At 65.2% G+C, this 22,845-nt stretch carries 18 protein-coding genes and 1 tRNA gene; 3 read left to right on the top strand and 16 right to left on the bottom strand.

All coding sequences use genetic code 11. From position 1 onward, the window contains the following. Positions 1–497 precede the first annotated feature (497 nt). The 8 genes from tuf to FS388_RS08100 form a co-directional block, all read right to left on the bottom strand. Positions 498–1,688 carry an elongation factor Tu gene (tuf, locus tag FS388_RS08135; RefSeq protein ID WP_146340964.1) on the bottom strand — a complete coding sequence of 397 codons (1,191 nt, stop codon included), beginning with the start codon at positions 1,686–1,688 and terminating at the stop codon, positions 498–500. Positions 1,689–1,820: 132 nt separating this feature from the next. Next, positions 1,821–3,938, bottom strand: a complete 2,118-nt coding sequence (fusA, locus tag FS388_RS08130; RefSeq protein ID WP_146340963.1) for an elongation factor G — start codon at positions 3,936–3,938, stop codon at positions 1,821–1,823. 39 nt (positions 3,939–3,977) lie between these two features. After that, on the bottom strand, positions 3,978–4,448 hold the full coding sequence (gene rpsG, locus FS388_RS08125; protein ID WP_146340962.1) for a 30S ribosomal protein S7: 471 nt from the start codon (positions 4,446–4,448) through the stop codon (positions 3,978–3,980). After that, positions 4,448–4,822, bottom strand: coding sequence for a 30S ribosomal protein S12 (gene rpsL, locus FS388_RS08120; RefSeq protein WP_146340961.1), 375 nt, complete (start codon positions 4,820–4,822; stop codon positions 4,448–4,450). Before rpsL ends, rpsG begins: the two co-directional genes overlap by 1 nt. A 322-nt stretch (positions 4,823–5,144) precedes the next feature. Then, positions 5,145–9,122 carry a DNA-directed RNA polymerase subunit beta' gene (gene rpoC, locus FS388_RS08115; RefSeq protein WP_146340960.1) on the bottom strand — a complete coding sequence of 1,326 codons (3,978 nt, stop codon included), beginning with the start codon at positions 9,120–9,122 and terminating at the stop codon, positions 5,145–5,147. 64 nt (positions 9,123–9,186) lie between these two features. Beyond that, positions 9,187–12,711, bottom strand: coding sequence for a DNA-directed RNA polymerase subunit beta (locus FS388_RS08110; RefSeq protein WP_146340959.1), 3,525 nt, complete (start codon positions 12,709–12,711; stop codon positions 9,187–9,189). Between the two features lie 282 nt (positions 12,712–12,993). Next, positions 12,994–13,647 (bottom strand): response regulator transcription factor, encoded by a 654-nt coding sequence (locus FS388_RS08105; RefSeq protein WP_146340958.1) that lies wholly within the window; start codon positions 13,645–13,647, stop codon positions 12,994–12,996. Continuing rightward, on the bottom strand, positions 13,644–14,996 hold the full coding sequence (locus FS388_RS08100; protein ID WP_168198659.1) for an ATP-binding protein: 1,353 nt from the start codon (positions 14,994–14,996) through the stop codon (positions 13,644–13,646). The genes FS388_RS08105 and FS388_RS08100 overlap by 4 nt, the downstream gene beginning before the upstream one ends. 137 nt (positions 14,997–15,133) lie before the next feature. On the opposite strand from FS388_RS08100, the gene FS388_RS08095 reads away from it, so the two are divergent. Further along, complete coding sequence (locus FS388_RS08095) at positions 15,134–16,498, top strand: PspC domain-containing protein (protein WP_146340956.1); 1,365 nt, start codon at positions 15,134–15,136, stop codon at positions 16,496–16,498. Positions 16,499–16,500: 2 nt separating this feature from the next. After that, a complete protein-coding gene (locus FS388_RS08090) occupies positions 16,501–16,908 on the top strand; it encodes a hypothetical protein (RefSeq protein ID WP_146340955.1) in 408 nt (135 codons plus the stop codon). Between the two features lie 81 nt (positions 16,909–16,989). Here the strand turns inward: FS388_RS08090 and rplL are convergent, their stop codons facing one another. The 8 genes from rplL to FS388_RS08050 all read right to left on the bottom strand — a co-directional run bounded on the left by rplL (position 16,990) and on the right by FS388_RS08050 (position 21,528). Beyond that, entirely contained in the window at positions 16,990–17,376 is a 387-nt protein-coding gene (rplL, locus tag FS388_RS08085; RefSeq protein WP_146340954.1) for a 50S ribosomal protein L7/L12, read from the bottom strand. 67 nt (positions 17,377–17,443) lie between these two features. Continuing rightward, positions 17,444–17,965, bottom strand: coding sequence for a 50S ribosomal protein L10 (gene rplJ, locus FS388_RS08080; RefSeq protein WP_146340953.1), 522 nt, complete (start codon positions 17,963–17,965; stop codon positions 17,444–17,446). Between the two features lie 359 nt (positions 17,966–18,324). Next, positions 18,325–19,032, bottom strand: coding sequence for a 50S ribosomal protein L1 (rplA, locus tag FS388_RS08075; protein WP_146340952.1), 708 nt, complete (start codon positions 19,030–19,032; stop codon positions 18,325–18,327). Positions 19,033–19,135: 103 nt separating this feature from the next. Next, entirely contained in the window at positions 19,136–19,567 is a 432-nt protein-coding gene (rplK, locus tag FS388_RS08070) for a 50S ribosomal protein L11 (RefSeq protein ID WP_146340951.1), read from the bottom strand. Positions 19,568–19,695: 128 nt separating this feature from the next. Next, positions 19,696–20,439: a transcription termination/antitermination protein NusG gene (gene nusG, locus FS388_RS08065; protein WP_146340950.1), complete on the bottom strand. Its 744-nt coding sequence runs from the start codon at positions 20,437–20,439 to the stop codon at positions 19,696–19,698. 37 nt (positions 20,440–20,476) lie between these two features. Continuing rightward, positions 20,477–20,722, bottom strand: coding sequence for a preprotein translocase subunit SecE (gene secE, locus FS388_RS08060; protein ID WP_210410169.1), 246 nt, complete (start codon positions 20,720–20,722; stop codon positions 20,477–20,479). A 116-nt stretch (positions 20,723–20,838) separates the two neighbouring features. After that, positions 20,839–20,911, bottom strand: a tRNA-Trp gene (locus FS388_RS08055). A gap of 128 nt (positions 20,912–21,039) precedes the next feature. Then, a complete protein-coding gene (locus FS388_RS08050; protein ID WP_146340949.1) occupies positions 21,040–21,528 on the bottom strand; it encodes a hypothetical protein in 489 nt (162 codons plus the stop codon). Between the two features lie 108 nt (positions 21,529–21,636). Between FS388_RS08050 and FS388_RS08045 the strand changes: the two genes are divergently transcribed. Beyond that, positions 21,637–22,842, top strand: coding sequence for a pyridoxal phosphate-dependent aminotransferase (locus tag FS388_RS08045; protein WP_146340948.1), 1,206 nt, complete (start codon positions 21,637–21,639; stop codon positions 22,840–22,842). Positions 22,843–22,845 lie beyond the last annotated feature (3 nt).

Below are 22,845 nucleotides of genomic sequence, written 5' to 3'. Positions count from 1 at the left end.
CGTCCTCGATGCGGCCGGGCGCGGCTGCAGATACGATGCGGACTCCAGCGCCAGAGAGGCGGTCGCAGAGCAACCGTCAAAGAGCTGTCAACACCTTCTGCAGTTTTTGCCTGGCCTGACAGGGCGAATCCGCTGATTCAGCGGGATGCTCTCCCTGAAGGCTTCCGGCCCCCGCGGTCGGGCGTGTCGCTTACGATGCACTTCTCAGTGCACAGCAACACCCGCGGTAGCGGCCGGGTGGATTGTCGAACTGTTCTGCTGCACTGCTGGGCACACAAGCACCCGGCGGTGAGCAACTTGTCTATAGTGCCACGCCCGGAGGGTGCGCCGCAACTCCGAACGCGTCAGGGTCTCTCGGTGCGCCGCACCTCGTCCGCAGCCCGGGCACGCAAGAGGCCCCCGAGCACCTGATGGCGCTCGGGGGCCTCTTGCAGCTCTCAGGTCGTTATCCGATGCTCACCGCACCGGGGCCAGCCTGAGCAGCCCGGAAGGCACAATCACTGAGTGATCTTGGTGACCTTGCCGGAGCCGACGGTGCGGCCGCCCTCACGGATGGCGAAGCCGAGGCCCTCTTCCATGGCGATGGGCTGAATGAGCTCAACCGACATCTCGGTGTTGTCACCGGGCATCACCATTTCGGTGCCCTCAGGAAGGTGGATGACGCCGGTGACGTCAGTGGTCCGGAAGTAGAACTGCGGACGGTAGTTCGTGTAGAACGGGTTGTGGCGTCCACCCTCGTCCTTGGACAGGATGTAGACGTTGGCCTCGAACTTGGTGTGCGGGGTGATGGAGCCGGGGGCTGCCACCACCTGACCGCGCTCCACATCGTCGCGCTTCAGACCGCGAAGCAGCAGACCGCAGTTCTCGCCGGCCCATGCCTCGTCGAGCTGCTTGTGGAACATCTCGATGCCGGTGACGGTGGTCTTCTGCTTGTCACGGATGCCGAGGATCTCGATCTCGGAGTTGATCTTCAGCGTGCCGCGCTCGGCGCGACCCGTCACCACGGTGCCGCGGCCGGTAATGGTGAAGACGTCCTCGATAGGCATGAGGAACGGCTTGTCCTTGTCCCGCTCCGGCTCCGGAATGAACTCGTCGACCTGGTCCATCAGGTCCTCGACGGTCTTGACCCACTCAGCGTCGCCCTCAAGAGCCTTCAGCCCTGAGGTGCGGATCACGGGTGCGTTGTCGCCGTCGTAGTCCTGGTCCGAGAGCAGCTCACGGACCTCCATCTCGACCAGGTCAAGCAGCTCCTCGTCCTCCACCATGTCGGCCTTGTTCAGGGCGACCAGCAGAGCGGGGACGCCGACCTGCTTGGCGAGCAGCACGTGCTCGCGGGTCTGCGCCATCGGGCCGTCAGTGGCGGCGACCACGAGGATCGCGCCGTCCATCTGAGCCGCACCAGTGATCATGTTCTTCACGTAGTCCGCGTGGCCGGGAGCGTCGACGTGTGCGTAGTGACGCTTCTCGGTCTGGTACTCCACGTGGGAGACGTTGATCGTGATGCCGCGCTCGCGCTCCTCAGGAGCGTTGTCGATCGAGGCGAAGTCGCGCTGGTCGTTCAGGTCCGGGTACTTGTCGCCCAGAACCTTCGAGATCGCAGCGGTCAGGGTGGTCTTGCCATGGTCGACGTGACCGATGGTGCCGATGTTGAGGTGCGGCTTGCTCCGCTCGAACTTTGCCTTGGCCACAGGTTCCTCCTATAGAACGTGTTGGTGAAGAAGACTTCTTTCAGGCACAGGGTTGTCCCATGCTGAAACTCCAGAAAGTCTACTAAATGAAGGTGTGTTTCTTGAAATTGACGTAAACCGACTAGTGAGCTATCACTCGCCGCGTGACTTTTCGATGATCTCCTCCGCCACAGCCTTGGGAACCTCGGCGTAGGACTCGAAGGTCATCGTGAAGACCGCGCGGCCCTGGGTGCGGGAGCGCAGCTCGCCGATGTAGCCGAACATCTCGGACAGCGGGACGCCGGCCTTGATGACCTTGACGCCGGCAGCGTCGTCCATGGACTGGATCTGGCCTCGGCGGGAGTTCAGGTCGCCGATGACGTCCCCCATGTACTCCTCGGGGGTACGGACTTCGACGGCCATCATGGGCTCGAGGAGCACGGGGTTCGCGCGCTTCGCACCCTCCTTGAAGACCTGTGAGCCGGCCAGCTTGAACGCCATCTCCGAGGAGTCGACGTCGTGGTACTGGCCGTCGGTGAGGCGCGCCTTGACGCCGACCATCGGGTACCCGGCAAGCACGCCGAGCTGCATCGCATCGTGGATGCCCGAGTCGACCGAAGGGATGTATTCGCGAGGGATGCGACCGCCTGTGACGGCGTTCTCGAACTCGTAGAGCTCCTCGCCCGAGGTGTCGAGCGGCTCGAAGTCCACGATCACCTTGGCGAACTGACCGGAGCCGCCGGTCTGCTTCTTGTGCGTGTACTCGACCTTCTGAACAGCCTTCTTGATGGTCTCGCGGTAGGCGACCTGCGGCTTGCCGACGTTCGCCTCAACCTTGAACTCCCGCTTCATGCGGTCGACGAGGATGTCGAGGTGCAGCTCGCCCATGCCTCCGATCTCAGTCTGGCCGGTCTCCTCGTTCTGGTTCACGGTGAACGTGGGGTCCTCGGCCGCGAGCTTCTGGATGGCCGTGGAGAGCTTCTCCTGGTCACCCTTGGACTTCGGCTCGATGGCCACCGAGATGACCGGCTCCGGGAAGCTCATGGACTCCAGAACGATCTGCTCGTTGGGGTCGCACAGAGTGTCGCCCGTGGTGGTGTCCTTGAGCCCGATCACGGCGTAGATGTGACCCGCCTGGATCTCCTCGACCGGGTTCTCCTTGTTGGCGTGCATCTGGAAGAGCTTGCCGATGCGCTCCTTCTTGCCCTTCGTCGAATTGACGATCTGGGCACCGGAGGAGAGCTTGCCGGAGTACACGCGGATGAAGGTCAGCTGGCCGAAGAACGGGTGGGCAGCGATCTTGAACGCCAGCGCCGAGAACGGCTCGTCCTTGCCCGGCTTACGGGTCAGGACGACTTCCTCGTCGCCAGGCTTGTGGCCCTCCATAGAGTCGACGTCCGCTGGTGAGGGCAGGTAGTCGACGACTGCATCGAGCATCGGCTGGACCCCACGGTTCTTGAACGCGGACCCGCAGAACACCGGGTAGGCGTCGCCTGCGATGGTCAGCTTGCGGATTCCGGTCTTGAGCTCATCGATGGTGAGCTCCTCACCGTTGAGGTACTTGTCCATGAGCTCGTCGTCTGCCTCAGCGACGCTTTCGATGAGCTCATTGCGGTAGTCCTCGGCCTGCTCCTTGAGGTCCTCAGGGATCTCGCGAGTCTCGTACTCGGCACCCATGGTGACGTCGCCCTTGGCGTCGCCGGGCCACACCAGGGCCTTCTGGTGGAGCACATCGATGACGCCGACGAAGTCGGACTCCGAGCCGATCGGCAGCTGCATCACCAGCGGCTTGGCGCCGAGGCGCTGCTTGATGGTGTCAACCGTGAAGTAGAAGTCCGCGCCCAGCTTGTCCATCTTGTTGACGAAGCAGATGCGGGGAACGTTGTACTTGTCGGCCTGGCGCCAGACGGTCTCAGACTGCGGCTCCACACCCTCTTTGCCGTCGAACACTGCGACGGCACCATCGAGCACTCGGAGCGCGCGCTCCACCTCGACGGTGAAGTCGACGTGCCCGGGGGTGTCGATGATGTTGATCTGGTTGTCCTCCCAGAAGCAGGTGACCGCGGCGGAGGTGATGGTGATGCCGCGCTCCTTCTCCTGATCCATCCAGTCCGTGGTGGACGCACCATCGTGAGTCTCACCGATCTTGTGGTTCAGACCGGTGTAGAACAGGACGCGCTCGGTGGTGGTGGTCTTACCCGCATCGATGTGTGCCATGATGCCGATGTTGCGGACCTTCTTCAGGTCAGTGAGCACCTCTTGTTGTGCCACGGTTTTTCCCCTTTTGGTGGTTGCTTCTGGAAGTAGTGCTTACCAGCGGTAGTGGGCGAAGGCCTTGTTGGCCTCTGCCATCTTATGGGTGTCCTCGCGGCGCTTGACTGCTGCCCCGAGCCCATTGGACGCGTCAAGAATCTCGTTCATGAGACGGTCGGTCATCGTCTTCTCGCGGCGGTCCTTGGCGTAGCCGACCAGCCAGCGCAGGGCCAGAGCCGTGGCGCGTCCGGGCTTGACCTCGACGGGCACCTGGTAGGTGGCGCCGCCGACGCGGCGGGAGCGAACCTCGAGCGCCGGGCGGATGTTGTCCATCGCGGTCTTGAGGGTCTCCACAGCGTTCTCGCCGTTCTTGGAGGCGACGCCGTCGAGGGCTCCGTAGACGATCCGCTCGGCGGTGGACTTCTTGCCGTCGACGAGAACCTTGTTGATCAGCTGGGTGACCAGCGGGGATCCGTGAACAGGATCCTGGACGAGGGGGCGCTTCGGCGCGGGTCCCTTACGAGGCATTACTTCTTCTCCTTCTTCGCGCCGTAGCGGCTGCGGGCCTGGCCGCGGCCCTTGACACCCTGGGTGTCGAGGGCGCCGCGGACGATCTTGTAGCGCACACCGGGAAGGTCCTTCACACGGCCGCCGCGAACGAGCACGATGGAGTGCTCCTGCAGATTGTGGCCTTCGCCGGGGATGTATGCGGTGACCTCGACGCCGCCGCCGAGACGCACACGGGCAACCTTCCGGAGTGCCGAGTTCGGCTTCTTCGGCGTGGTCGTGTACACACGTGTGCACACGCCGCGGCGCATCGGGCTGCCCTTCAGGGCAGGGGTTGGGTTCTTGGTGGGCTTGGGCTCGCGGCCCTTGCGCACCAGCTGCTGAATAGTAGGCACTAGGTGATCTCCATTGGTTCAGAGGTTTGTGGCCGTGCCGGCCGGGTCAGGTCTCTGCGGGGGAACAGCGTGGGGCTGTTGCCCTGTCTGCGTGCAGACACAAAAACATGTGGCATTCGTTGCGCACTTTCCCCGCAACCCGGACCGGGTCCTTTGCCACACAGAAACAATCGAGTCAACGATAGCAGGTTCGTGTCGGTAGACGCGAACGGCGGGGGCCGGCCCGCCGAGGCCGCGGCGCCCAGCTCCTTCGGAGCCTGAGCGTCGCGGCACTCGGTGCGTGAGCGGCCCCCGCCGATGCGGGGATCGAACGACTGCCTCGTCAGCGGAAGTCGACGTCCGTGTTGTACTCCTCAAGCGGAATCGCGTGGAACTCCGCGTCGCCCTCAGCGCCGGCGTAGTCGAAGCTGGAGCCGTACATGGACGGGCCTGTGAACAGGTTCTCCTTGGCCTCCTCTGTGGGCTCCACCTCGGTGTGCACGTACCGGTCCAGACCAGTGCCGGCCGGGATGAGCTTACCGATGATGACGTTCTCCTTGAGCCCGAGCAGCGGGTCAGACTTGCCCTCCATCGCCGCCTGGGTCAGGACCCGGGTGGTCTCCTGGAAGGACGCGGCCGACAGCCACGAATCGGTGGCCAGCGAGGCCTTCGTGATGCCCATGAGCTCGTCACGGCCGGACGCCGGCTTCCTGCTCGCCTCGAAGGCAGCCTTGTTGGCGGCCTGGAAGCGGAACCGGTCGGCCAGCTCACCGGGGAGCAGGTCCGTCTCACCGGACTCGATGACGGTGATGCGACGCAGCATCTGCCGCACGATGACTTCCACGTGCTTGTCGTGAATGTCGACGCCCTGCGACTGGTACACCTCCTGCACCTCTGCGACCAGGAACTTCTGCGCCGCCCGTGGGCCGAGCACCCGAAGGACCTGCTTGGGGTCGACGGAGCCGCGGGTGAGCTGCGTGCCCACGTCCACGTGGACCGACTGGTCCATGTTGTCGCCCAAGTCAATCAGCATGGTGGCACGGCGGAGGATCGGGTAGACCTGCTCCTCCCCGCCGTCGTCCGGGGTGAGAACCAGGCGAGCCTGCTTCTCATCCTCTTCGAAGCGCACCCGACCCGAAGACTCCGCGATGGGAGCGACACCCTTCGGCGAGCGTGCTTCGAAGAGCTCCTGGATACGGGGCAGACCCTGGGTGATGTCGTCCGCGGAGGCGACACCGCCTGAGTGGAAGGTCCTCATGGTGAGCTGCGTTCCCGGCTCGCCGATGGACTGGGCGGCGATGATGCCGACCGCCTCGCCGACGTCGACGCGTGAGCCCGACGCCATGGACCGGCCGTAGCACGCTGCGCAGGTTCCCACGGGAGCCTCGCAGGTGAGCACGGAGCGCACCTTGATCGTCTTCGTGCCTGCCTTGAACAGCTTGTCGATGAGCACATCTCCGAGCTCGGCGCCGGCCTCAGCCAGCACCTCACCGTTCTCATCCGCCACAGTCTCGGCCAGCGTGCGGGCATAGGCGGAGGTCTCCACCATGTCGTGCAGCTCGAACTCCACACCCTCAGTGTCCGTGACGTAGGTGCGGCCGGACTTGACCAGCACATCGTGGGCGCCGCCGGCATCGTGGCGGTGGCCCGTCGGCTGAGCGATGGGAACGGTGACGCCGCGCGAGGTTCCGCAGTCCTCGTCGCGAACGATGACATCCTGCGAAACGTCGACGAGACGACGCGTCAGGTAGCCCGAGTTCGCGGTCTTCAGAGCGGTGTCCGCCAGGCCCTTACGAGCGCCGTGGGTCGCGACGAAGTACTCGAGGACGGTCAGCCCTTCGCGGTACGACGACTTGATCGGCCGGGCGATGATCTCACCCTTAGGGTTCGTCACCAGGCCACGGATGCCGGCGATCTGACGAATCTGGTGCCAGTTTCCTCGGGCTCCGGAGGTCACGGTCCGGTTGATGTTGTTGAGCTTGTCCATACCGGCCATCATGGCGTCCTGGATCTCGGCTGTTGCCTTGTTCCAGATCTCCTGAAGCTCAGTGGTGCGCTCATCCCGGTCCATCAGACCCAGGCCGAAGTCCTCTTCGACCTTCGCCACCTGCGCCTCGTACTCCTCCATCATCGCGGCCTTGTCGAAGTCCGAGGTGATGTCAGAGATGGCCACAGTCACTCCCGAGCGCGTGGCCCAGTAGAAGCCGGCGTCCTTGAGGTTGTCCAGGGTCTGAGCGACCTGAACGGTGGAGTAGCGCTCGGAGAGGTCGTTGACCACGTTGCCGAGCTGCTTCTTGTCGGCGACCTTGCCCTGGTAGGGGTAGTCCGCCGGGAGGAGCTCGTTGAAGATGACCTGACCGAGAGTCGTCTCGATCAGGGCAGGCGAGCCCTCGGTCCATCCTTCGGGTGCCGGAACCTCGTCAGAGGGAACGAAGCCGTCCACCGCGATCCTCACCGATGCGTTCAGGTGCAGGTCGTGGAGGTCATAGGCCATCCACGCCTCGCCGACGCTGGAGAAGACGCGACCGGCTCCGGCCTCGTCCTCACGGACAGTCGTGAGGTGATGGAGGCCGATGATCATGTCCTGCGTAGGCAGGGCCACGGGCCGTCCGTCCGAGGGCTTCAGGATGTTGTTGGAGGAGAGCATCAGGATGCGCGCCTCTGCCTGGGCCTCGGGGCCCAGCGGCAGGTGCACTGCCATCTGGTCGCCGTCGAAGTCCGCGTTGAAGGCGGTGCAGGCCAGCGGGTGCAGCTGCAGAGCCTTGCCCTCCACGAGCTGCGGCTCGAATGCCTGAATGCCGAGGCGGTGCAGAGTGGGCGCACGGTTCAGAAGGACCGGGTGCTCGGTGATGACCTCTTCGAGAACATCCCAGACCTGGGACCGCTGGCGCTCCACCATCCGCTTGGCAGACTTGATGTTCTGAGCGTGGTTGAGATCCACCAGACGCTTCATGACGAACGGCTTGAACAGCTCGAGCGCCATCTGCTTCGGCAGACCGCACTCGTGCAGCTTCAGCTGCGGGCCGACCACGATGACCGAACGGCCTGAATAGTCGACGCGCTTGCCCAGCAGGTTCTGGCGGAACCGGCCCTGCTTGCCCTTGAGCATGTCGGAGAGCGACTTGAGCGGGCGGTTGCCCGGCCCGGTGACCGGGCGGCCGCGGCGACCGTTGTCGAACAGGGAGTCCACTGACTCCTGGAGCATGCGCTTCTCGTTGTTGATGATGATCTCGGGGGCCCCGAGGTCCAGCAGCCGCTTCAGGCGGTTGTTGCGGTTGATCACTCGCCGGTACAGGTCGTTGAGGTCGGAGGTCGCAAAGCGGCCGCCGTCGAGCTGCACCATGGGCCGGATCTCCGGCGGAATCACCGGCACGGCCTCGAGCACCATTCCGGTGGGCGCATTGCCGTTGACGAGGAAGGCGTTCAGGACCTTGAGGCGCTTGAGGGCGCGGGTCTTGCGCTGGCCCTTGCCGGTGGCGATGGTCTCCCGCAGGGACTCCGCCTCGGCCTCCATGTCGAAGGTCTCGAGGCGACGCCTGATGGCTTCGGCGCCCATGAATCCTTCGAAGTACTCGCCGTACTTGGCGCGCATCTCGCGGAACAGGGTCTCGTCGCCCTCCAGGTCGCCGACCTTGATGGCCTTGAAGCGGTCCCAGGTGTTCTGGATCTGATCGATCTCAGCATCTGCGCGCTTGCGCAGCTGGGCCATCTGCTTCTCTCTGCCCTCGCGCAGCTTCTTCTTCTCGGGTGCCTTGGCACCCTCGGCCTCGAGCTCGGCCAGGCCGTCCTCGAGCTCCTTGGCGATCGCAGCCAGGTCGGCGTCGCGCTGGGAGGCCAGGTGGTTGACCTCCTGCGTCACCTCTGCCTCAAGGTTCGGCAGATCGTTGTGGCGCTTGTCCTCGTCGACCGTGGTGATCATGTAGGCGGCGAAGTAGATGACCTTCTCGAGGTCCTTCGGCGCCAGGTCGAGCAGGTAGCCCAGCCGCGACGGCACTCCCTTGAAGTACCAGATGTGCGTCACAGGTGCGGCGAGCTCGATGTGGCCCATGCGTTCGCGGCGAACCTTCGAGCGGGTGACCTCGACGCCGCAGCGTTCGCACGTGATGCCCTTGAAGCGAACGCGCTTGTACTTGCCGCAGTAGCACTCCCAGTCCCTCGAGGGCCCGAAGATCTTCTCGCAGAAGAGTCCGTCCTTCTCGGGCTTCAGCGTGCGGTAGTTGATGGTCTCCGGCTTCTTCACCTCGCCGTGGGACCAATTCAGGATCTCATCAGTGGTGGCAAGGCCGATGCGCATGGTGCCGAATGAGGATTCAGTGGACATAGTCCGTATCTCTCTTTTCTGTCTGAAAGCTTCGTAAGACGTGCTGGCGATGCTGAAGGGGGCCTCAGACCTCTTCGACCGAGCTGGGCTCGGCGCGCGAGAGGTCGATGCCGAGCTCTTCAGCTGCGCTGAAGCCGGAGTCGTCGGAGTCCGCGTCTCGCATCTCGAAGGCCTTGCCTTCGGTGTTGAGGACTTCGACGTTCAGGCACAGGGACTGCATCTCCTTGATGAGGACCTTGAACGATTCCGGAACCCCGGGCTCGGGGATGTCTTCGCCCTTGACGATGGCCTCGTAGACCTTGACGCGGCCGTGGATGTCGTCGGACTTGATGGTCAGCAGCTCCTGCAGCGTGTACGCCGAGCCGTATGCCTCGAGAGCCCACACCTCCATCTCGCCGAATCGCTGGCCGCCGAACTGGGCCTTACCGCCCAGCGGCTGCTGGGTGATCATCGAGTACGGTCCGGTGGAGCGGGCGTGAATCTTGTCGTCCACGAGGTGGTGCAGCTTCAGGATGTACATGTAGCCGACTGCGACCGGCTCGGGGAACGGTTCGCCCGAACGGCCGTCGAAGAGCTGCGCCTTGCCCGAGGCCGCCACCATCTTCTCCCCATCACGGTTGGGGTTGATGGACTCGAGGATTCCGGTGAGCTCCTCGGGGTTGGCACCGTCGAACACCGGAGTCGCAACCTTCGTGGGGCCGGTCTCACGCGGCAGGCCAGGAAGGTCCTTGAGCCATTCGGCGTCTCCCTCGATGGTCCAGCCCTGGGAGGCGGCCCATCCGAGGTGGAGCTCCATGACCTGGCCGATGTTCATACGGCCGGGCACGCCCATGGGGTTGAGCACAACGTCGACGGGGGTGCCGTCGGGCATGAAGGGCATGTCCTCCACAGGAAGGATCCTGGAGATGACGCCCTTGTTGCCGTGCCGGCCGGCGAGCTTGTCGCCGTCGGTGATCTTGCGCTTCTGCGCCACGTACACACGGACGACCTGGTTCACTCCGGGAGGAAGCTCGTGACCCTCCTCGGCGTCGAGGATGCGCACCCCGATGACAGTTCCGGATTCGCCGTGGGGCACCTTCAGAGAGGTGTCGCGCACTTCGCGGGACTTCTCGCCGAAGATGGCGCGCAGAAGGCGCTCCTCGGGGGTCAGCTCCGTTTCGCCCTTGGGCGTCACGCGGCCGACGAGGATGTCTCCGGACTCGACCTCAGCGCCCACGTGGATGATTCCCCGCTCGTCGAGCTGGGAGAGCATCTCCTCGGAGACGTTGGGAATGTCCCGGGTGATCTCCTCGGCACCGAGCTTGGTGTCTCGGGCGTCGACTTCGTGCTCCTCGATGTGGATTGACGTGAGCACGTCGTCCTGCACGAGCCGCTGGGAGAGGATGATCGCGTCCTCGAAGTTGTGGCCCTCCCATGACATGAAGGCCACGAGCAGGTTCTTGCCCAGAGCCAGCTCGCCGGATTCAGTGGAGGGGCCGTCGGCGATGATGGAGCTGCGCTCCACCCGGTCGCCCTCAGAGACCCGCACGCGCTGGTTGTAGGCGTTGCCCTGGTTGGAGCGCTGGAACTTCATGATCGGGTAGTGGGTCTGGGTACCGTCGTCGTTGAGGACGGTGACCAGGTCCGCGGCGACCTTGGTGACCACGCCGGCCCGCTGGGCCGTGACGGAGTCGCCGGCGTCCACTGCGGCGTACTTCTCCATACCCGTGCCGACGTAGGGCGACTCCGCCTCGAGCAGCGGCACCGCCTGACGCTGCATGTTTGCTCCCATGAGCGCACGGTTCGCGTCGTCGTGCTCGAGGAACGGGATCAGAGCCGTCGCCACAGAGACCATCTGGCGCGGGGAGACATCCATGTAGTCGATGTCTGAGGGCTCGACGAGAATCGGCTCGCCCTGCTCCCCCGCTGCGGCGTCAGCGCGGCCGCGGCAGAGAACCTTGCCCTCAGTGAAGGAGCCGTCCTCCTCCAGGGGCGCGTTCGCCTGGGCGATCTGCGCCAGCAGCTCGTCGTCGGCGGTGAGGTACTCGACCTTGTCGGTAACCATCCCGTCGACGACCTTGCGGTAGGGAGTCTCGATGAATCCGAAGTTGTTGATCCGGCCGTAGGTGGCCAGGGAGCCGATCAGACCGATGTTCGGACCCTCAGGGGTCTCGATGGGGCACATGCGGCCGTAGTGCGACGGGTGGACATCGCGGACCTCCATGCCGGCTCGGTCACGGGAGAGGCCGCCTGGGCCCAGTGCCGAGAGGCGACGCTTGTGCGTCAGACCCGCGAGCGGGTTGTTCTGGTCCATGAACTGGGACAGCTGGGAGGTTCCGAAGAACTCCTTGATGCTGGCCACCACGGGGCGAATGTTGATCAGCGTCTGCGGCGTGATCGCCTCGACGTCCTGAGTCGTCATACGCTCACGGACGACGCGCTCCATCCGGGACAGCCCGGTGCGGACCTGGTTCTCGATAAGCTCGCCCACCGCACGGATGCGGCGGTTGCCGAAGTGGTCGATGTCGTCGACGGTGACGGGGAGGTCGATCTGCTCGCCGTCCCGGATGCCCTTGACCGACTGCCGGCCTGCGTGCAGAGCGCACAGGTAGTGGACCATCGCAGTGATGTCCTCTTCCGTCAGCACAGCGGCGTCCGCGTCGGAGAAGTTCTTGTCCACTCCGAGCTTGCGGTTCAGCTTGTACCGGCCGACCTTGGCCAGGTCGTAGCGTTTGCGGGTGAAGTACAGCGACTCCAGCAGGGAGCGGCCGGCCTCCACCGTCGGGGGCTCGCCCGGCCGAAGCTTGCGGTAGATGTCGAGGAGCGCCTCGTCCTGGTCCGCGAAGGTGTCCTTCTCGAGAGTGGCGCGGATGGAGTCGTAGTCGCCGAACTCCTCCAGGATGCGGGACTCGGTCCAGCCGAGGGCCTTGAGCAGAGCAGTGACCGGCTGCTTGCGCTTGCGGTCGAGGCGGACTCCGACCTGATCGCGCTTGTCGATCTCCAGCTCGAACCACGCACCGCGGGAGGGAATCACCTTGGCAGTGTAGATGTCCTTGTCGCTGGTCTTGTCGGCGGAGCGCTCGAAGTAGGCGCCGGGTGAGCGGACCAGCTGCGAGACGACAACACGCTCGGTGCCGTTGATGATGAAGGTGCCGCGGTCGGTCATCAGGGGGAAGTCGCCCATGAAGACCGTCTGCTGCTTGATCTCACCGGTGTTGTGGTTCATGAACTCGGCCTTGACGTACAGCGGGGCCGAGTAGGTGGTGTCGTGGTCCTTGCACTCCTCCACCGTCATCTTGGGGTCAGCGAACTCCGGGTCCGAGAAGGAGAGCGACATCGTCTCTTGGAAGTCCTCGATGGGGGACATCTCCTCGAAGATGTCTGCCAGGCCGGACGTGTCTGAGACGCCCTTGATGCCCTTCTCGCGAGCTTCCTCCACGCGAGCTGCCCATGAGTCGTTGCCGACGAGGCGGTCGAAGGACTCGATCTGAAGAGCGAGGAGCTCCGGAACGTCCAGGGGCTCGTGGATCTTTGCGAATGAAATGCGGCCGGCGTACTCAGCTGTACGGGCCGATGCAGCGGTATTGATTGAGGTGCTCGAGGCGACCAAGAGGGATCCTTCCGAAGACCTTCGTAGCTTCCGAATGTCAGCGTCCAATGGTCTATAGGTCCGCGCCGCCGCTCCGGGCGGCGCCATCCTAAGCTGCCCACCGCAATATGAAGGCATGACAAATGGAGACGACGCGAACTTTGAGAATACACCCGATTGGGCATGCGAGCAAGTGCGCGCAGAAAGAAGCCCGGCCAACATCACGAGCTGGGTCACACATTAGCAGTAGACCGCGCCAGCCCGCGATAGCGGCGCCCATCCGCGGCGTGTTTGCCGTCCGCATCAGACGATGCGGCGCTGCTCCGCCCACCGCGTCAGCTCATGCCGAGAGCTCAGCTGGAGCTTGCGGAGCACCTTGGAGACGTGCGTCTCAACGGTCTTGATGGAGATGAACAGCTCAGCGGCAAGCTCCCGGTAGGTGTACCCGCGTGCAATCAGGCGCATCACCTCAACCTCCCGCACCGAAAGGCGGTCCAGCTCCTCGTCGCGGACCCCATGCGCCGCACCCCCCGCCGTCCCGAACGCGTCCAGGACGAAGCCGGCCAGTCTCGGCGAGAACACGGCGTCGCCCAGCGCCACCTGCTCGAGGGCGTCGATCAGATCAGGCGTGCTGATGGTCTTGGTGACGTAGCCGCGTGCGCCCGCTCGGATGACGGAGACTACGTCGGAGGCATCATCGGAGACGCTGATGGCGAGGAAGCGCGTTTCACTGTGCACAGGACGGCACAGGCGCACGACCTCCGCCCCGCCGCCTCCCGTGCCGCCCGGCAGGTGCACATCGAGGAGCACGACCTCCGGCCGATGGGCGGTGATCAGACGCACAGCTGAGTCCACATCCGACGCCTCGCCCACGACGTCGACGGCGTCGCCCAGCTCCGCCCTCAGGCCGGCGCGAAAAATGCCGTGATCATCGACTATCACTACTCTGCGAGTCATTCGGAAGAGCCTTTCTGCGCCTCATCGGAGGGCCCATGCGGCGGCAGGTCGGCGCGCTGCGCCGCGACGGGCATGTACAGCTGAATCTCGGTTCCGCGTTCGCTCGAACGGACCGCCGCCCGCCCCCCGGCTCGGCTCATGCGGCCGATGATGGAGCCGCGAATGCCCAGCCGATCAGACTTCGCCGGATCGTGGGCCAGGGCGTCGAGGTCGAAGCCCGTGCCGCGGTCGCGCACAAACACCGCATCGCTCTCGGGCGAGGACTCGATGTAGACGCTGGCCGGTCCGGCATGGGTGAGGGCGTTGAGGATCGCCTCCCGCGCCGCGGCAACGAGCGCCGCATGGTCGGTGCCGAGGGACTCTCCGACGCTCACCACCTCGACAGGAACGGCATGCGCCTCCTCGAGCTCGGCCGCCACAGCGAGGATCTGATCTCTGAGGGTTCCCGTCGCCCGCGCATTCTGACGATAGAGCCACGAGCGCAGCTGCCTCTCCTGGCCCCTGGCGAGGCCCTCGACCGCTGACGGGTCAGCCTTCTGCTTCTGGATCATCGCCAGCGTCTGCAGGACCGAATCATGAAGGTGGGCGGCGATATCGGCGCGCTCCGCCTCCGCCGCGGCTCTGGCGCGCTCCGCCTGAGAGGTTCGGTAGAGGCGGATGACCCACGGTGCGACCACCAGCCCCATGCCTGCCAGCAGCATCGCCGCCACGATGACCCCCACCAGCAGCTCCGCCGCCGGAACGAGTCCGGATGCGATGACGAGGACGGCGGCCAGGACCAGCACCGCTCCCCCGCCCGCCTGCCAGAGAAGCCCCGCGCCCTGGTCGTCCGACGTCGAGTGAGCCCCGGTTCTGTCCAGCTGGTGCCACACGAGCAGCACGCCGAGAAGGAGCCCCGCAGGCGGGAGCACGATGCGCCAATCGAGTCCCAGGCCGAGCAGCTGCGCGGCCAGGAAGCCTGCTGTGACCAGCAGAACTCCTCCGGCGAGCACCTCCGGTGAGCCGGTCATCGATTCGAGCGCTCTGCGAACCCCGCGCCCGGACCTGGCATCCGCCGCGGCGCGGCCCGGTGCGGGCGCCGGCTCAGCAGCTGGACCTGACAGGCCGCGAGAGCCGGCCGTGGGGGCGGGCTCATTCTCTGCGGGCACAAAGATCCACAGCCACAGGTAGAGGAGGATCCCAGCGCCGCCCAGGAGTGCAAGAAGGATGAAGCCGCAGCGCACGGTGAGCACTGAGACGCCCAAGTGCCGTGCTGTGCCCAGAGCCACGCCCGCGACCGGAGCCCCCAATGCCCGTCGCAGCGCAGGACGCGGCGCCGAGCGCTGGGGGTGGCTGAGCTGCGCTGTCATACAGCCATCCTGCCACGCGTCAGGGCGCCTGCACCCGGGCTTCCCCATAGAATCCGGGGCCGTGGAGGCGCAATCAGGGTGCGAATCAGGGTCGCACCTCATATCGGCGAGCAGGCCTCATTGTCGAAGATGGGTGCATGAGCGACAAAGAACACCGCGATGCACGCCCGGTCGGAAGCGGAATCTTCGAATGGGTGCGGTCCACCGGCTGGCACAGGCCGCACAGCAGCTGGGTCGGCGGAGTTCTCGCTGCGGTCGGCGACCGGCTCGGATGGGACGCCGCACTGGTCCGCGGGCTCGGCGTCCTCGCCTTCATCGTCGCCACGGCGCCCACTGCCCTGCTCTACGGGCTCGCATGGATCCTCCTCCCCGACAGGAAGGGGCAGATACATGCTGAGCGTGCACTGCGCGGAGACTTCACCAGCGGCGCTGCAGCAGGCGGGCTGCTGGCCGTCGTCGGACTGCTGAACCTCTTCACCCCCGCCGCAGCAGGCCCCCTCCAGTTCCTGCTGAACGTCGCGGTGCTGGGTGCGGTCGCCTGGATCGCACTGGCAGCCGTTCGACGCATCTCACACCGGCAGGGTCCGGAGGCGGATCATCCAGACCGAGGCGGGTCCGCAGGGCCGCGCGAAGCTCAGGCCTCCTCCCGTGCCCGCCGGGCACCCCAGAGCGACAGGCCGGCGTGGTACCCCAAGGACGGGCCTGAGCCGACTCCCGCCGCTGGGCAGGCACACCGTGCGGACCAGACCTCGGCGAAAGCTGGGCCGCAGTCGCAGACGGTGCCCCTGACGCGCCCCTCCTATGGCGAGCCCCGCTCGGCCTCCGGGTCAGGCATCCCATATGAGGAGAAGCGGCGCCGTCGTCTCGTCACATTCGGCCTGCTTCTGCTGACGGCACCAGCTGTGGGTGCGGCCATGCTGTTCGCCTCCGTGATCGGGCTCTCCGCCGCGGCCGCGGCGCTGACTGTGCTCGCCGCCTTCGTCTCCCTCACGGCACTGCTGCACATCGGCGCCGGGCTCAGGGGCCGACGCGGACCGACAGCTCTCCTCACTGTCCTCACGGGCGCCATGCTGGTACTGGCCCTGATGCAGTCTGCGGGCAGTGCGACGCATGTGTTCGGCAGCTATGCGACGTCCTCGGAGGAGGTCAACACAGCCTTCGCGAACACCACAGTCGACCTCACAGACCCCCAGTCCTTCGCCGGAACCGATCAGGGCTACGCCCATGAGGTGGAGATCAACGGCGGGTTCGGCAACGTCGACGTCGTCGTGCCCGACGACGCTCGGGTCACCGTCACGGCCGCCCACGCCTTCTCCAACTTGGACTTCCGCACCCAGACGCTCACCCAGTCACAAGCCGGGATCGGCAGCGACGAGCAGCGCTTCGGCCCCGCCGATGAAGGTGATGACGCTGAGGCCGCTGGGGAGATCGACGTTCACATCAATCAAGCATTCGGAAACGTGACCATCTTTGACGCCACGACCTTCGCCGAGGAGAACTGAGCATGGGCAGAGACGCCGATCAGACCCGACCCGCCGCTCCCAAGGAGCAGGCCCACCCTGCCGCGGACGATGTGGATGCGATTCTGGCTGAGTCGCTTCGCGCGCAGCCGGGCGATGACTTCACATGGAAGGAGCCGGAGCGCAGGCCGCGCTGGTGGCAGCGGCAGGACGTTGAGCAGCCTCAGAGCCGGTCCGAGACGACTGCGCTCGCCCAAGCTCCCACGAGGGGCATCCGACTGGGCTCGGTCATCCTGGGCACAGCCTGCCTGATGCTGGCGCTGTGGGTCATGGCGAGCACCGCGTTCGGGCTCTCCATCGACCCGCTCGTGGTGGGGCTGGTGGTGTGCACAGTCGCTGGCCTGGTGCTGGTCGCAGCGGGCCTCAGGCCCAAGCCGGGTGCCAGGCTATAAGCCGTCGAGATGCAGAAAAGCCCCGGAGGGGACCTCCGGGGCTTTTCTGCGATTCGAGCTGCCGCTTCTCAGCGGCAGGAATCACTTGAGAGTGACAGTGGCGCCTGCGCCCTCAAGAGTCTCCTTGGCCTTCTCGGCGGCGTCCTTGTCGACGCCCTCCAGGACTGCCTTGGGCGCGCCGTCGACGAGCTCCTTGGCCTCCTTCAGACCGAGGGAGGTGAGACCGCGCACCTCCTTGATGACGCCGATCTTCTTGTCGCCGGCGCTCTCGAGCACGACGTCGAACTCGGTCTGCTCCTCTTCGGCCTCGCCAGCGTCGCCGCCGGCGGCAGGCGCGGCAGCGGCTGCGGCAGGTGCGGCAGCAGTGACGTCGAAGGTCTCTTCGAACAGCTTCACGAACTCGGAGAGCTCGATCAGGGACATTTCCTTGAACTGCTCCAGCAGCTCTTCATTGCTCATCTTAGCCATTTCAGCGGCTCCTTAACTTCTGTTGCTGATTGCGGATCTTGACGTGCAGTGGGCGCTCTGACAAGCGTCAGGCAGCCTCTTCTTCCTTCACGCGCAGCGCCTCGACCGTGCGAACGGTCTTGGACAGCGGTGCCTGGAATACGGCGGCAGCCTTGGACTGGGCACCGATGAGGGCGCCAGCCAGCTTGCCGAGCAGAACCTCACGGGATTCAAGATCCGCGAGCTTCTTGATCTCGCTCTCGTCGAGGACGGCGCCATCCATGTAGCCGCCCTTGAGGATGAGCTGAGGGTTCTCCTTGGCAAAGTCACGCAGTGCCTTAGCCACGTCGACAGCGTCGCCGTGCACAAAGGCGATCGCGGATGGGCCCTGCATCTTGCCCTCAAAGGCTTCGATGCCGAGCTCCTTGGCCGCAATCTCGGTCAGCGTGTTCTTCACCACGGCGTAGTTCGCGTTGGCCCGCACGGAGTTGCGCAGCTTCTGAAGCTTCTCCACGCTGAGCCCGCGGTACTCCGTCAGGACGGCCGCGTCTGAGCTGCTGAGCAGGTTCTTCAGCTCCTCAACCGCGGCGGCCTTCTCAGGATTCGCCATGGCACTCCTTCCAATTGCAGGGCCGGTCAGACAGTCCCAGGCGAATGGGGCATTAAAAAAGCCCCGCTGCACAGGTGCACGGGGCTTCCAAAGAGGTTCAGGGGGCATACGCCCGCTGTCCATCTGGTTCGGCTCAAGTGTCCTGCGCAGGTCGCCCGTATGGGTCTTTACAGTTCTGCTGCACTCCGAGAAGTGATTCCCGGTGACCGAAGCTCCAGAGCCAACTGGTGCTTCACAGCATGAACGACCGGCGGTCTTTGGTCAGTGGTCAACTATACGGCACAGGTTCCGCATAGTCCAAGCGCATAGGAGAGGCCCGCACCCTCAATGGGATGCGGGCCTCTCCTATGGCATGCGGATCAGGAGTCGGCGATCACCTTGGTGACGTTCGGGTCCACCGGAATGCCGGGGCCGAATGTCGTCGCCAGTGTGGCGCGCTGGATGTAGCGCCCCTTGGAGGCCGACGGCTTGAGACGAAGAATCTCCTCAAGAGCGGCCGCGTAGTTCTCAGCGAGAGCCTTTGCGTCGAAGCTCGTCTTGCCGATGATGAAGTGGAGGTTGGAGTGCTTGTCGACGCGGAAGTCGATCTTGCCTCCCTTGATCTCGCTGACGGCCTTGGCCACATCAGGGGTGACGGTGCCCGTCTTCGGGTTGGGCATCAGGTTGCGGGGGCCCAGGATCTTGCCGAGACGCCCCACCTTGCCCATCATGTCCGGCGAGGCCACGGCCGCGTCGAAGTCCGTCCAGCCGTCTGCCACCTTGGCGATGAGCTCATCGCCGCCGACGTGGTCAGCACCGGCCTCCTCTGCCTTGGCGACGTTGTCGCCCTGGGTGAAGACGACCACTCGTGCCGTCTTGCCCGTGCCGTGAGGCAGGTTCACCGTGCCGCGGACCATCTGGTCCGCCTTGCGGGGGTCCACCGAGAGCCGCATAGCGACCTCCACGGTGGCGTCCGTCTTGGACGGGTTGGTGTCCTTGGCCAGGGCGACAGCCTGAGTCGGCGAGTACAGAGCGTCCTCGTCGATCTTGGCGGCCGCGGCCCGGAATGCTTTGCTGCGCTGTGCCATCTGCGTTCTCTCCTTAGCAGTTGTGGTACGCGGGCCGCGCTCGGCCCTTCCCACGCCGCCCGGCAGTCCTGCCGGGCCGGTTCTTCGATTCTGAAGCCGACAGTCAGCTGTCGACGGTGATGCCCATGGATCGGGCGGTGCCTGCAACGATCTTGGAGGCAGCCTCCATGTCGTTGGCGTTGAGGTCCTCCATCTTCGTCTGTGCGATCTCCGCAACCTGGGCCTGCGTGAGCTTGCCGACCTTCTCGGTGTGCGGAACGCCGGAGCCCTTCTTCACGCCTGCGGCCTTCTTGATGAGCTCTGCAGCGGGCGGAGTCTTGGTGATGAAGGTGAAGGAGCGGTCCTCGTAGACCGTAATCTCCACAGGGATCACATTGCCGCGCTGGGTCTCAGTCGCCGCGTTGTACGCCTTGCAGAACTCCATGATGTTCACGCCGTGCTGACCGAGAGCAGGACCGATGGGGGGCGCCGGGTTGGCGGCGCCCGCTTCGATCTGCAGCTTGATCAGACCGGCGACCTTTTTCTTGGGAGCCATAATCTGTCCTTACTGTTCGTGCGTCCTGCCGGCTCAGGAGCGAGGCAGCAGGGGTGAGCGGACCTGGCCGGGCCGCCCGTACCGTCGCCGGGCTTCCAAAGCTTGAAGCGCGACGACGAATTCTGGGGTCAGTAGATCTTCTCGACCTGGTTGAAGTTCAGCGTGACCGGAGTCTCCCGCTCGAAGATGGAGACGAGGACCACCAGCTGGCGCGAATCGGCATGAATCTCGTTGATCGTTGCAGGCAGGGTCGCGAACGGCCCGTCCGTGACCGTGACAGACTCGCCGACCTCGAAGTCCACCTTGACGTCGCTGGAGGACGCCTGAGCAGAGCCGCCCTGGCCATCTCCGGCCTCGCCCTTCTTCTGCTCGCCGGGCTTGCCGAGGCGGTGGTCCTTGAGCATCTGGAACACCTCGTCCGTGGACAGCGGCTGCGGGTCGTGCGCGTTGCCCACGAATCCGGTGACGCCCGGCGTGTGACGGACGACGCCCCATGACTCATCGGTCAGGTCCATGCGGACCACGACGTAGCCGGGAATGCGCACGCGGTTGACGATCTTGCGCTGGGTGTTCTTGATCTCGACGACCTCTTCCATGGGGACATCGATCTCGAAGATGTGCTCCTCCATGTCCTGGGTCTGGATGCGAGTCTCCAGGTTGGACTTCACGCGCTTCTCGTAGCCGGCGTAGGTGTGCACCACGTACCAGTCGCCGAGGCCTCGGCGGAGCTCGGCCCGGAGCTCTTCGGCCCGCTCCTCGTAGGTCTTCTCCTCCTCAGCAGGGGCGACCTCCTCCTGGGCAGCGTCGGGCTGCTCCTGGTCGGCCGGGACGGCCTCTGCCGTCTCTTCCTGCTCAAGCTCCTGGTCAGACACGATTCTCCTTGGTATGTGTACGTACTGCGGCGTCGCCTCAGCCGCCGAAGATGAAGTCCGCTCCGCGGCTGAAGATCCAATCCAGCCCGGTGACGATCCCGATGACGATCAGCACGAAGACCAGCACCACCAGGGTGTAGTTCAGCAGCTCCGAGCGGGTCGGAACAATGACTTTGCGAAGCTCATCGATGACCTGCTTGAGGAACCGCCATACTTTGACGAAGGGGTTCTTGGAGCCGTCGCCGGAGGCACCGTCGACTTCTGTCACCGGGGTGTGGGACACGCAGGCTCCATCTTCTGTGCGTTGCCGTGGTCAGTTCATCAAGCGGATCACTGGGTGACCACTCTTCAGGCTGAGGGCCCGCTGCCCGGGAGGGCGGCGGACTCGCCAGCACTGTGCAGGGCAGACAGGACTCGAACCTGCAACCTACGGTTTTGGAGACCGTTGCGCTACCAATTGCGCCACTGCCCTTCAAGAGCCTCATCCGACTCCTGCTCCGCCGGGTGGAAGGCGCACTGAACAGGGGCATCTGAGACACCGGGGATCCAGTCTACGCACCAGAGAGGGCTGAGGCCAACTGAGCCGGCGAGGATGCCTGCTCAGGCTGCCAGCGCGGAGCTGGTCCGCAGGGGCACAGAGAGCAGCGAGAGCTCGCGTCCGTCGACAGTGCGCCGGTGGGGATTGCGCTGGTCCGAGGATGAGCGGTCGACGAGGCGGCCCAACGGACAGTCGGCCTGGTCACGCCATGGCACGCACGCTCCGGAGCAGTCGTAGAAGCTGTAGCCCAGCTCCGTGCCGCGCGGCATGCGCCAGGCGATGGCGAAGAGCCCGTCGCCGAGGAACTCCATCTCAGAACGCTGCGCATCCTCGACCTCCGTCAGGCCGTCCAGGATGAGCAGCACGGTGTGAGCCGCGGGAGCGTGGCGCAGGAACGTGACCGTGACGCAGCCGTCATCCCCGTCATCGTCCTGGACGAGGGGCCACTGTTCGGTTCGCCACCGCGACGGCAGGGCGGGGACCGCCGTGCGCCGCACCTCAGGAAGGCCCCCTGATATCGGAGCGGTGAGCCCCAAATACGCCACTGTCATGTTCACTATTGTGCATGCTATTGGGTCAGGGAAGCCAATCCGACATACGGTCGGCATCAACACGTGGAAGCCCATGACGACTGGGACAGTGCGGGTTAGGCTGTTGCTATGCCTGCTCCAGCCTCACGACTGTCGGACCGCATCAGCTCGATCGCCCCCTCCGCCACTATGGCGGTCGACGCGAAGGCCAAGGCCATGAAGGCCGCGGGAGAGGACGTCATCGGCTACGGTGCCGGAGAGCCCGACTTCCCGACCCCCGACTACATCGTGGACGCCGCAGTCGCCGCGGCCAAGGACCCGAGATTCCACCGCTACACCCCTGCCGCAGGCCTGCCAGACCTGCGGCAGGCTGTGGCCGAGAAGACGACCCGCGATTCGTCGTACGAGGCGGAATCGTCCCAGGTCCTCATCACCAACGGCGGCAAGCAGGCCGTCTATGCGGCACTCGCCTCACTGGTGAACCCGGGCGACGAGGTTCTGCTCCCCGCGCCCTTCTGGACGACATACCCGGAGGCGATCCAGCTCGCCGGCGGCCGTGCCGTGGACGTCTTCGCCGGACCGGACCAAGGCTTCAAGGTCACTGTCGACCAGCTCGAGTCCGCTCTGACCCCGCGGACCAAGGCCCTGATCTTCGTCTCCCCCTCGAACCCCACGGGCGCCGTGTACTCGCCCGAGGAGACGCTTGAGATCGGACGGTGGGCCGCCGAGAAGGGCCTGTGGGTCATCACCGACGAGATCTACGAGCACCTGACCTACGACGACGTCCCGTTCACGTCGATCGCCTCACTGCCCGAGCTTGCCGATCAGACCGTCATCGTCAACGGAGTGGCCAAGACCTACGCCATGACCGGCTGGCGCGTGGGTTGGATGGTGGGCCCCCAGGACATCATCAAGGGCGCGACGAACCTTCAGTCCCACTCCACCTCGAACGTCGCCAACGTCTCACAGGCGGCCGCGCTGGCCGCCGTCACCGGGCCCATGGACGCCGTCGAGGAGATGCGCACCGCCTTCGACCGCCGCCGCCGGACGATGGTGGAGGCGCTCAGCGCCATCCCCGGCTTCGAGTGCCCCACACCCAAGGGAGCGTTCTACGCCTATGTCGACGTGCGCGGCGCCCTCGGCCGAAGCTTCGGCGGATCAGTGCCGCAGACATCCGCCGAACTGGCCGAGCTCATCCTGGAGCGGGCGAAAGTGGCTGTGGTGCCCGGTGAAGCCTTCGGGCCCGGCGGCTACTTCCGCCTCTCCTACGCTCTCGGCGACGAAGACCTGAAGAACGGCATCGACCGCATCCACCGCTTCATCGAGGGGGCCTGACCA

Origin of the sequence: Nesterenkonia sp. NBAIMH1, assembly GCF_007922635.1 — a bacterium.
Taxonomy (GTDB): Bacteria; Actinomycetota; Actinomycetes; order Actinomycetales; family Micrococcaceae; genus Nesterenkonia; species Nesterenkonia pannonica.
Note: the sequence above shows the minus strand (reverse complement) of the source record. Positions and strands in the feature narration are given on the sequence as shown.

Excerpts from the sequence above, each read along its gene's own strand:
- rpsG (WP_146340962.1), bottom strand. The coding sequence starts at position 4,448 with ATGCCTCGTAAGGGACCCGCGCCGAAGCGCCCCCTCGTCCAGGATCCT.
- rpoC (WP_146340960.1), bottom strand. The coding sequence starts at position 9,122 with ATGTCCACTGAATCCTCATTCGGCACCATGCGCATCGGCCTTGCCACC.
- FS388_RS08105 (WP_146340958.1), bottom strand. The coding sequence starts at position 13,647 with ATGACTCGCAGAGTAGTGATAGTCGATGATCACGGCATTTTTCGCGCC.
- FS388_RS08100 (WP_168198659.1), bottom strand. The coding sequence starts at position 14,996 with ATGACAGCGCAGCTCAGCCACCCCCAGCGCTCGGCGCCGCGTCCTGCG.
- FS388_RS08095 (WP_146340956.1), top strand. The coding sequence starts at position 15,134 with ATGAGCGACAAAGAACACCGCGATGCACGCCCGGTCGGAAGCGGAATC.
- FS388_RS08090 (WP_146340955.1), top strand. The coding sequence starts at position 16,501 with ATGGGCAGAGACGCCGATCAGACCCGACCCGCCGCTCCCAAGGAGCAG.
- rplL (WP_146340954.1), bottom strand. The coding sequence starts at position 17,376 with ATGGCTAAGATGAGCAATGAAGAGCTGCTGGAGCAGTTCAAGGAAATG.
- rplJ (WP_146340953.1), bottom strand. The coding sequence starts at position 17,965 with ATGGCGAATCCTGAGAAGGCCGCCGCGGTTGAGGAGCTGAAGAACCTG.
- rplA (WP_146340952.1), bottom strand. The coding sequence starts at position 19,032 with ATGGCACAGCGCAGCAAAGCATTCCGGGCCGCGGCCGCCAAGATCGAC.
- rplK (WP_146340951.1), bottom strand. The coding sequence starts at position 19,567 with ATGGCTCCCAAGAAAAAGGTCGCCGGTCTGATCAAGCTGCAGATCGAA.
- FS388_RS08050 (WP_146340949.1), bottom strand. The coding sequence starts at position 21,528 with ATGACAGTGGCGTATTTGGGGCTCACCGCTCCGATATCAGGGGGCCTT.
- FS388_RS08045 (WP_146340948.1), top strand. The coding sequence starts at position 21,637 with ATGCCTGCTCCAGCCTCACGACTGTCGGACCGCATCAGCTCGATCGCC.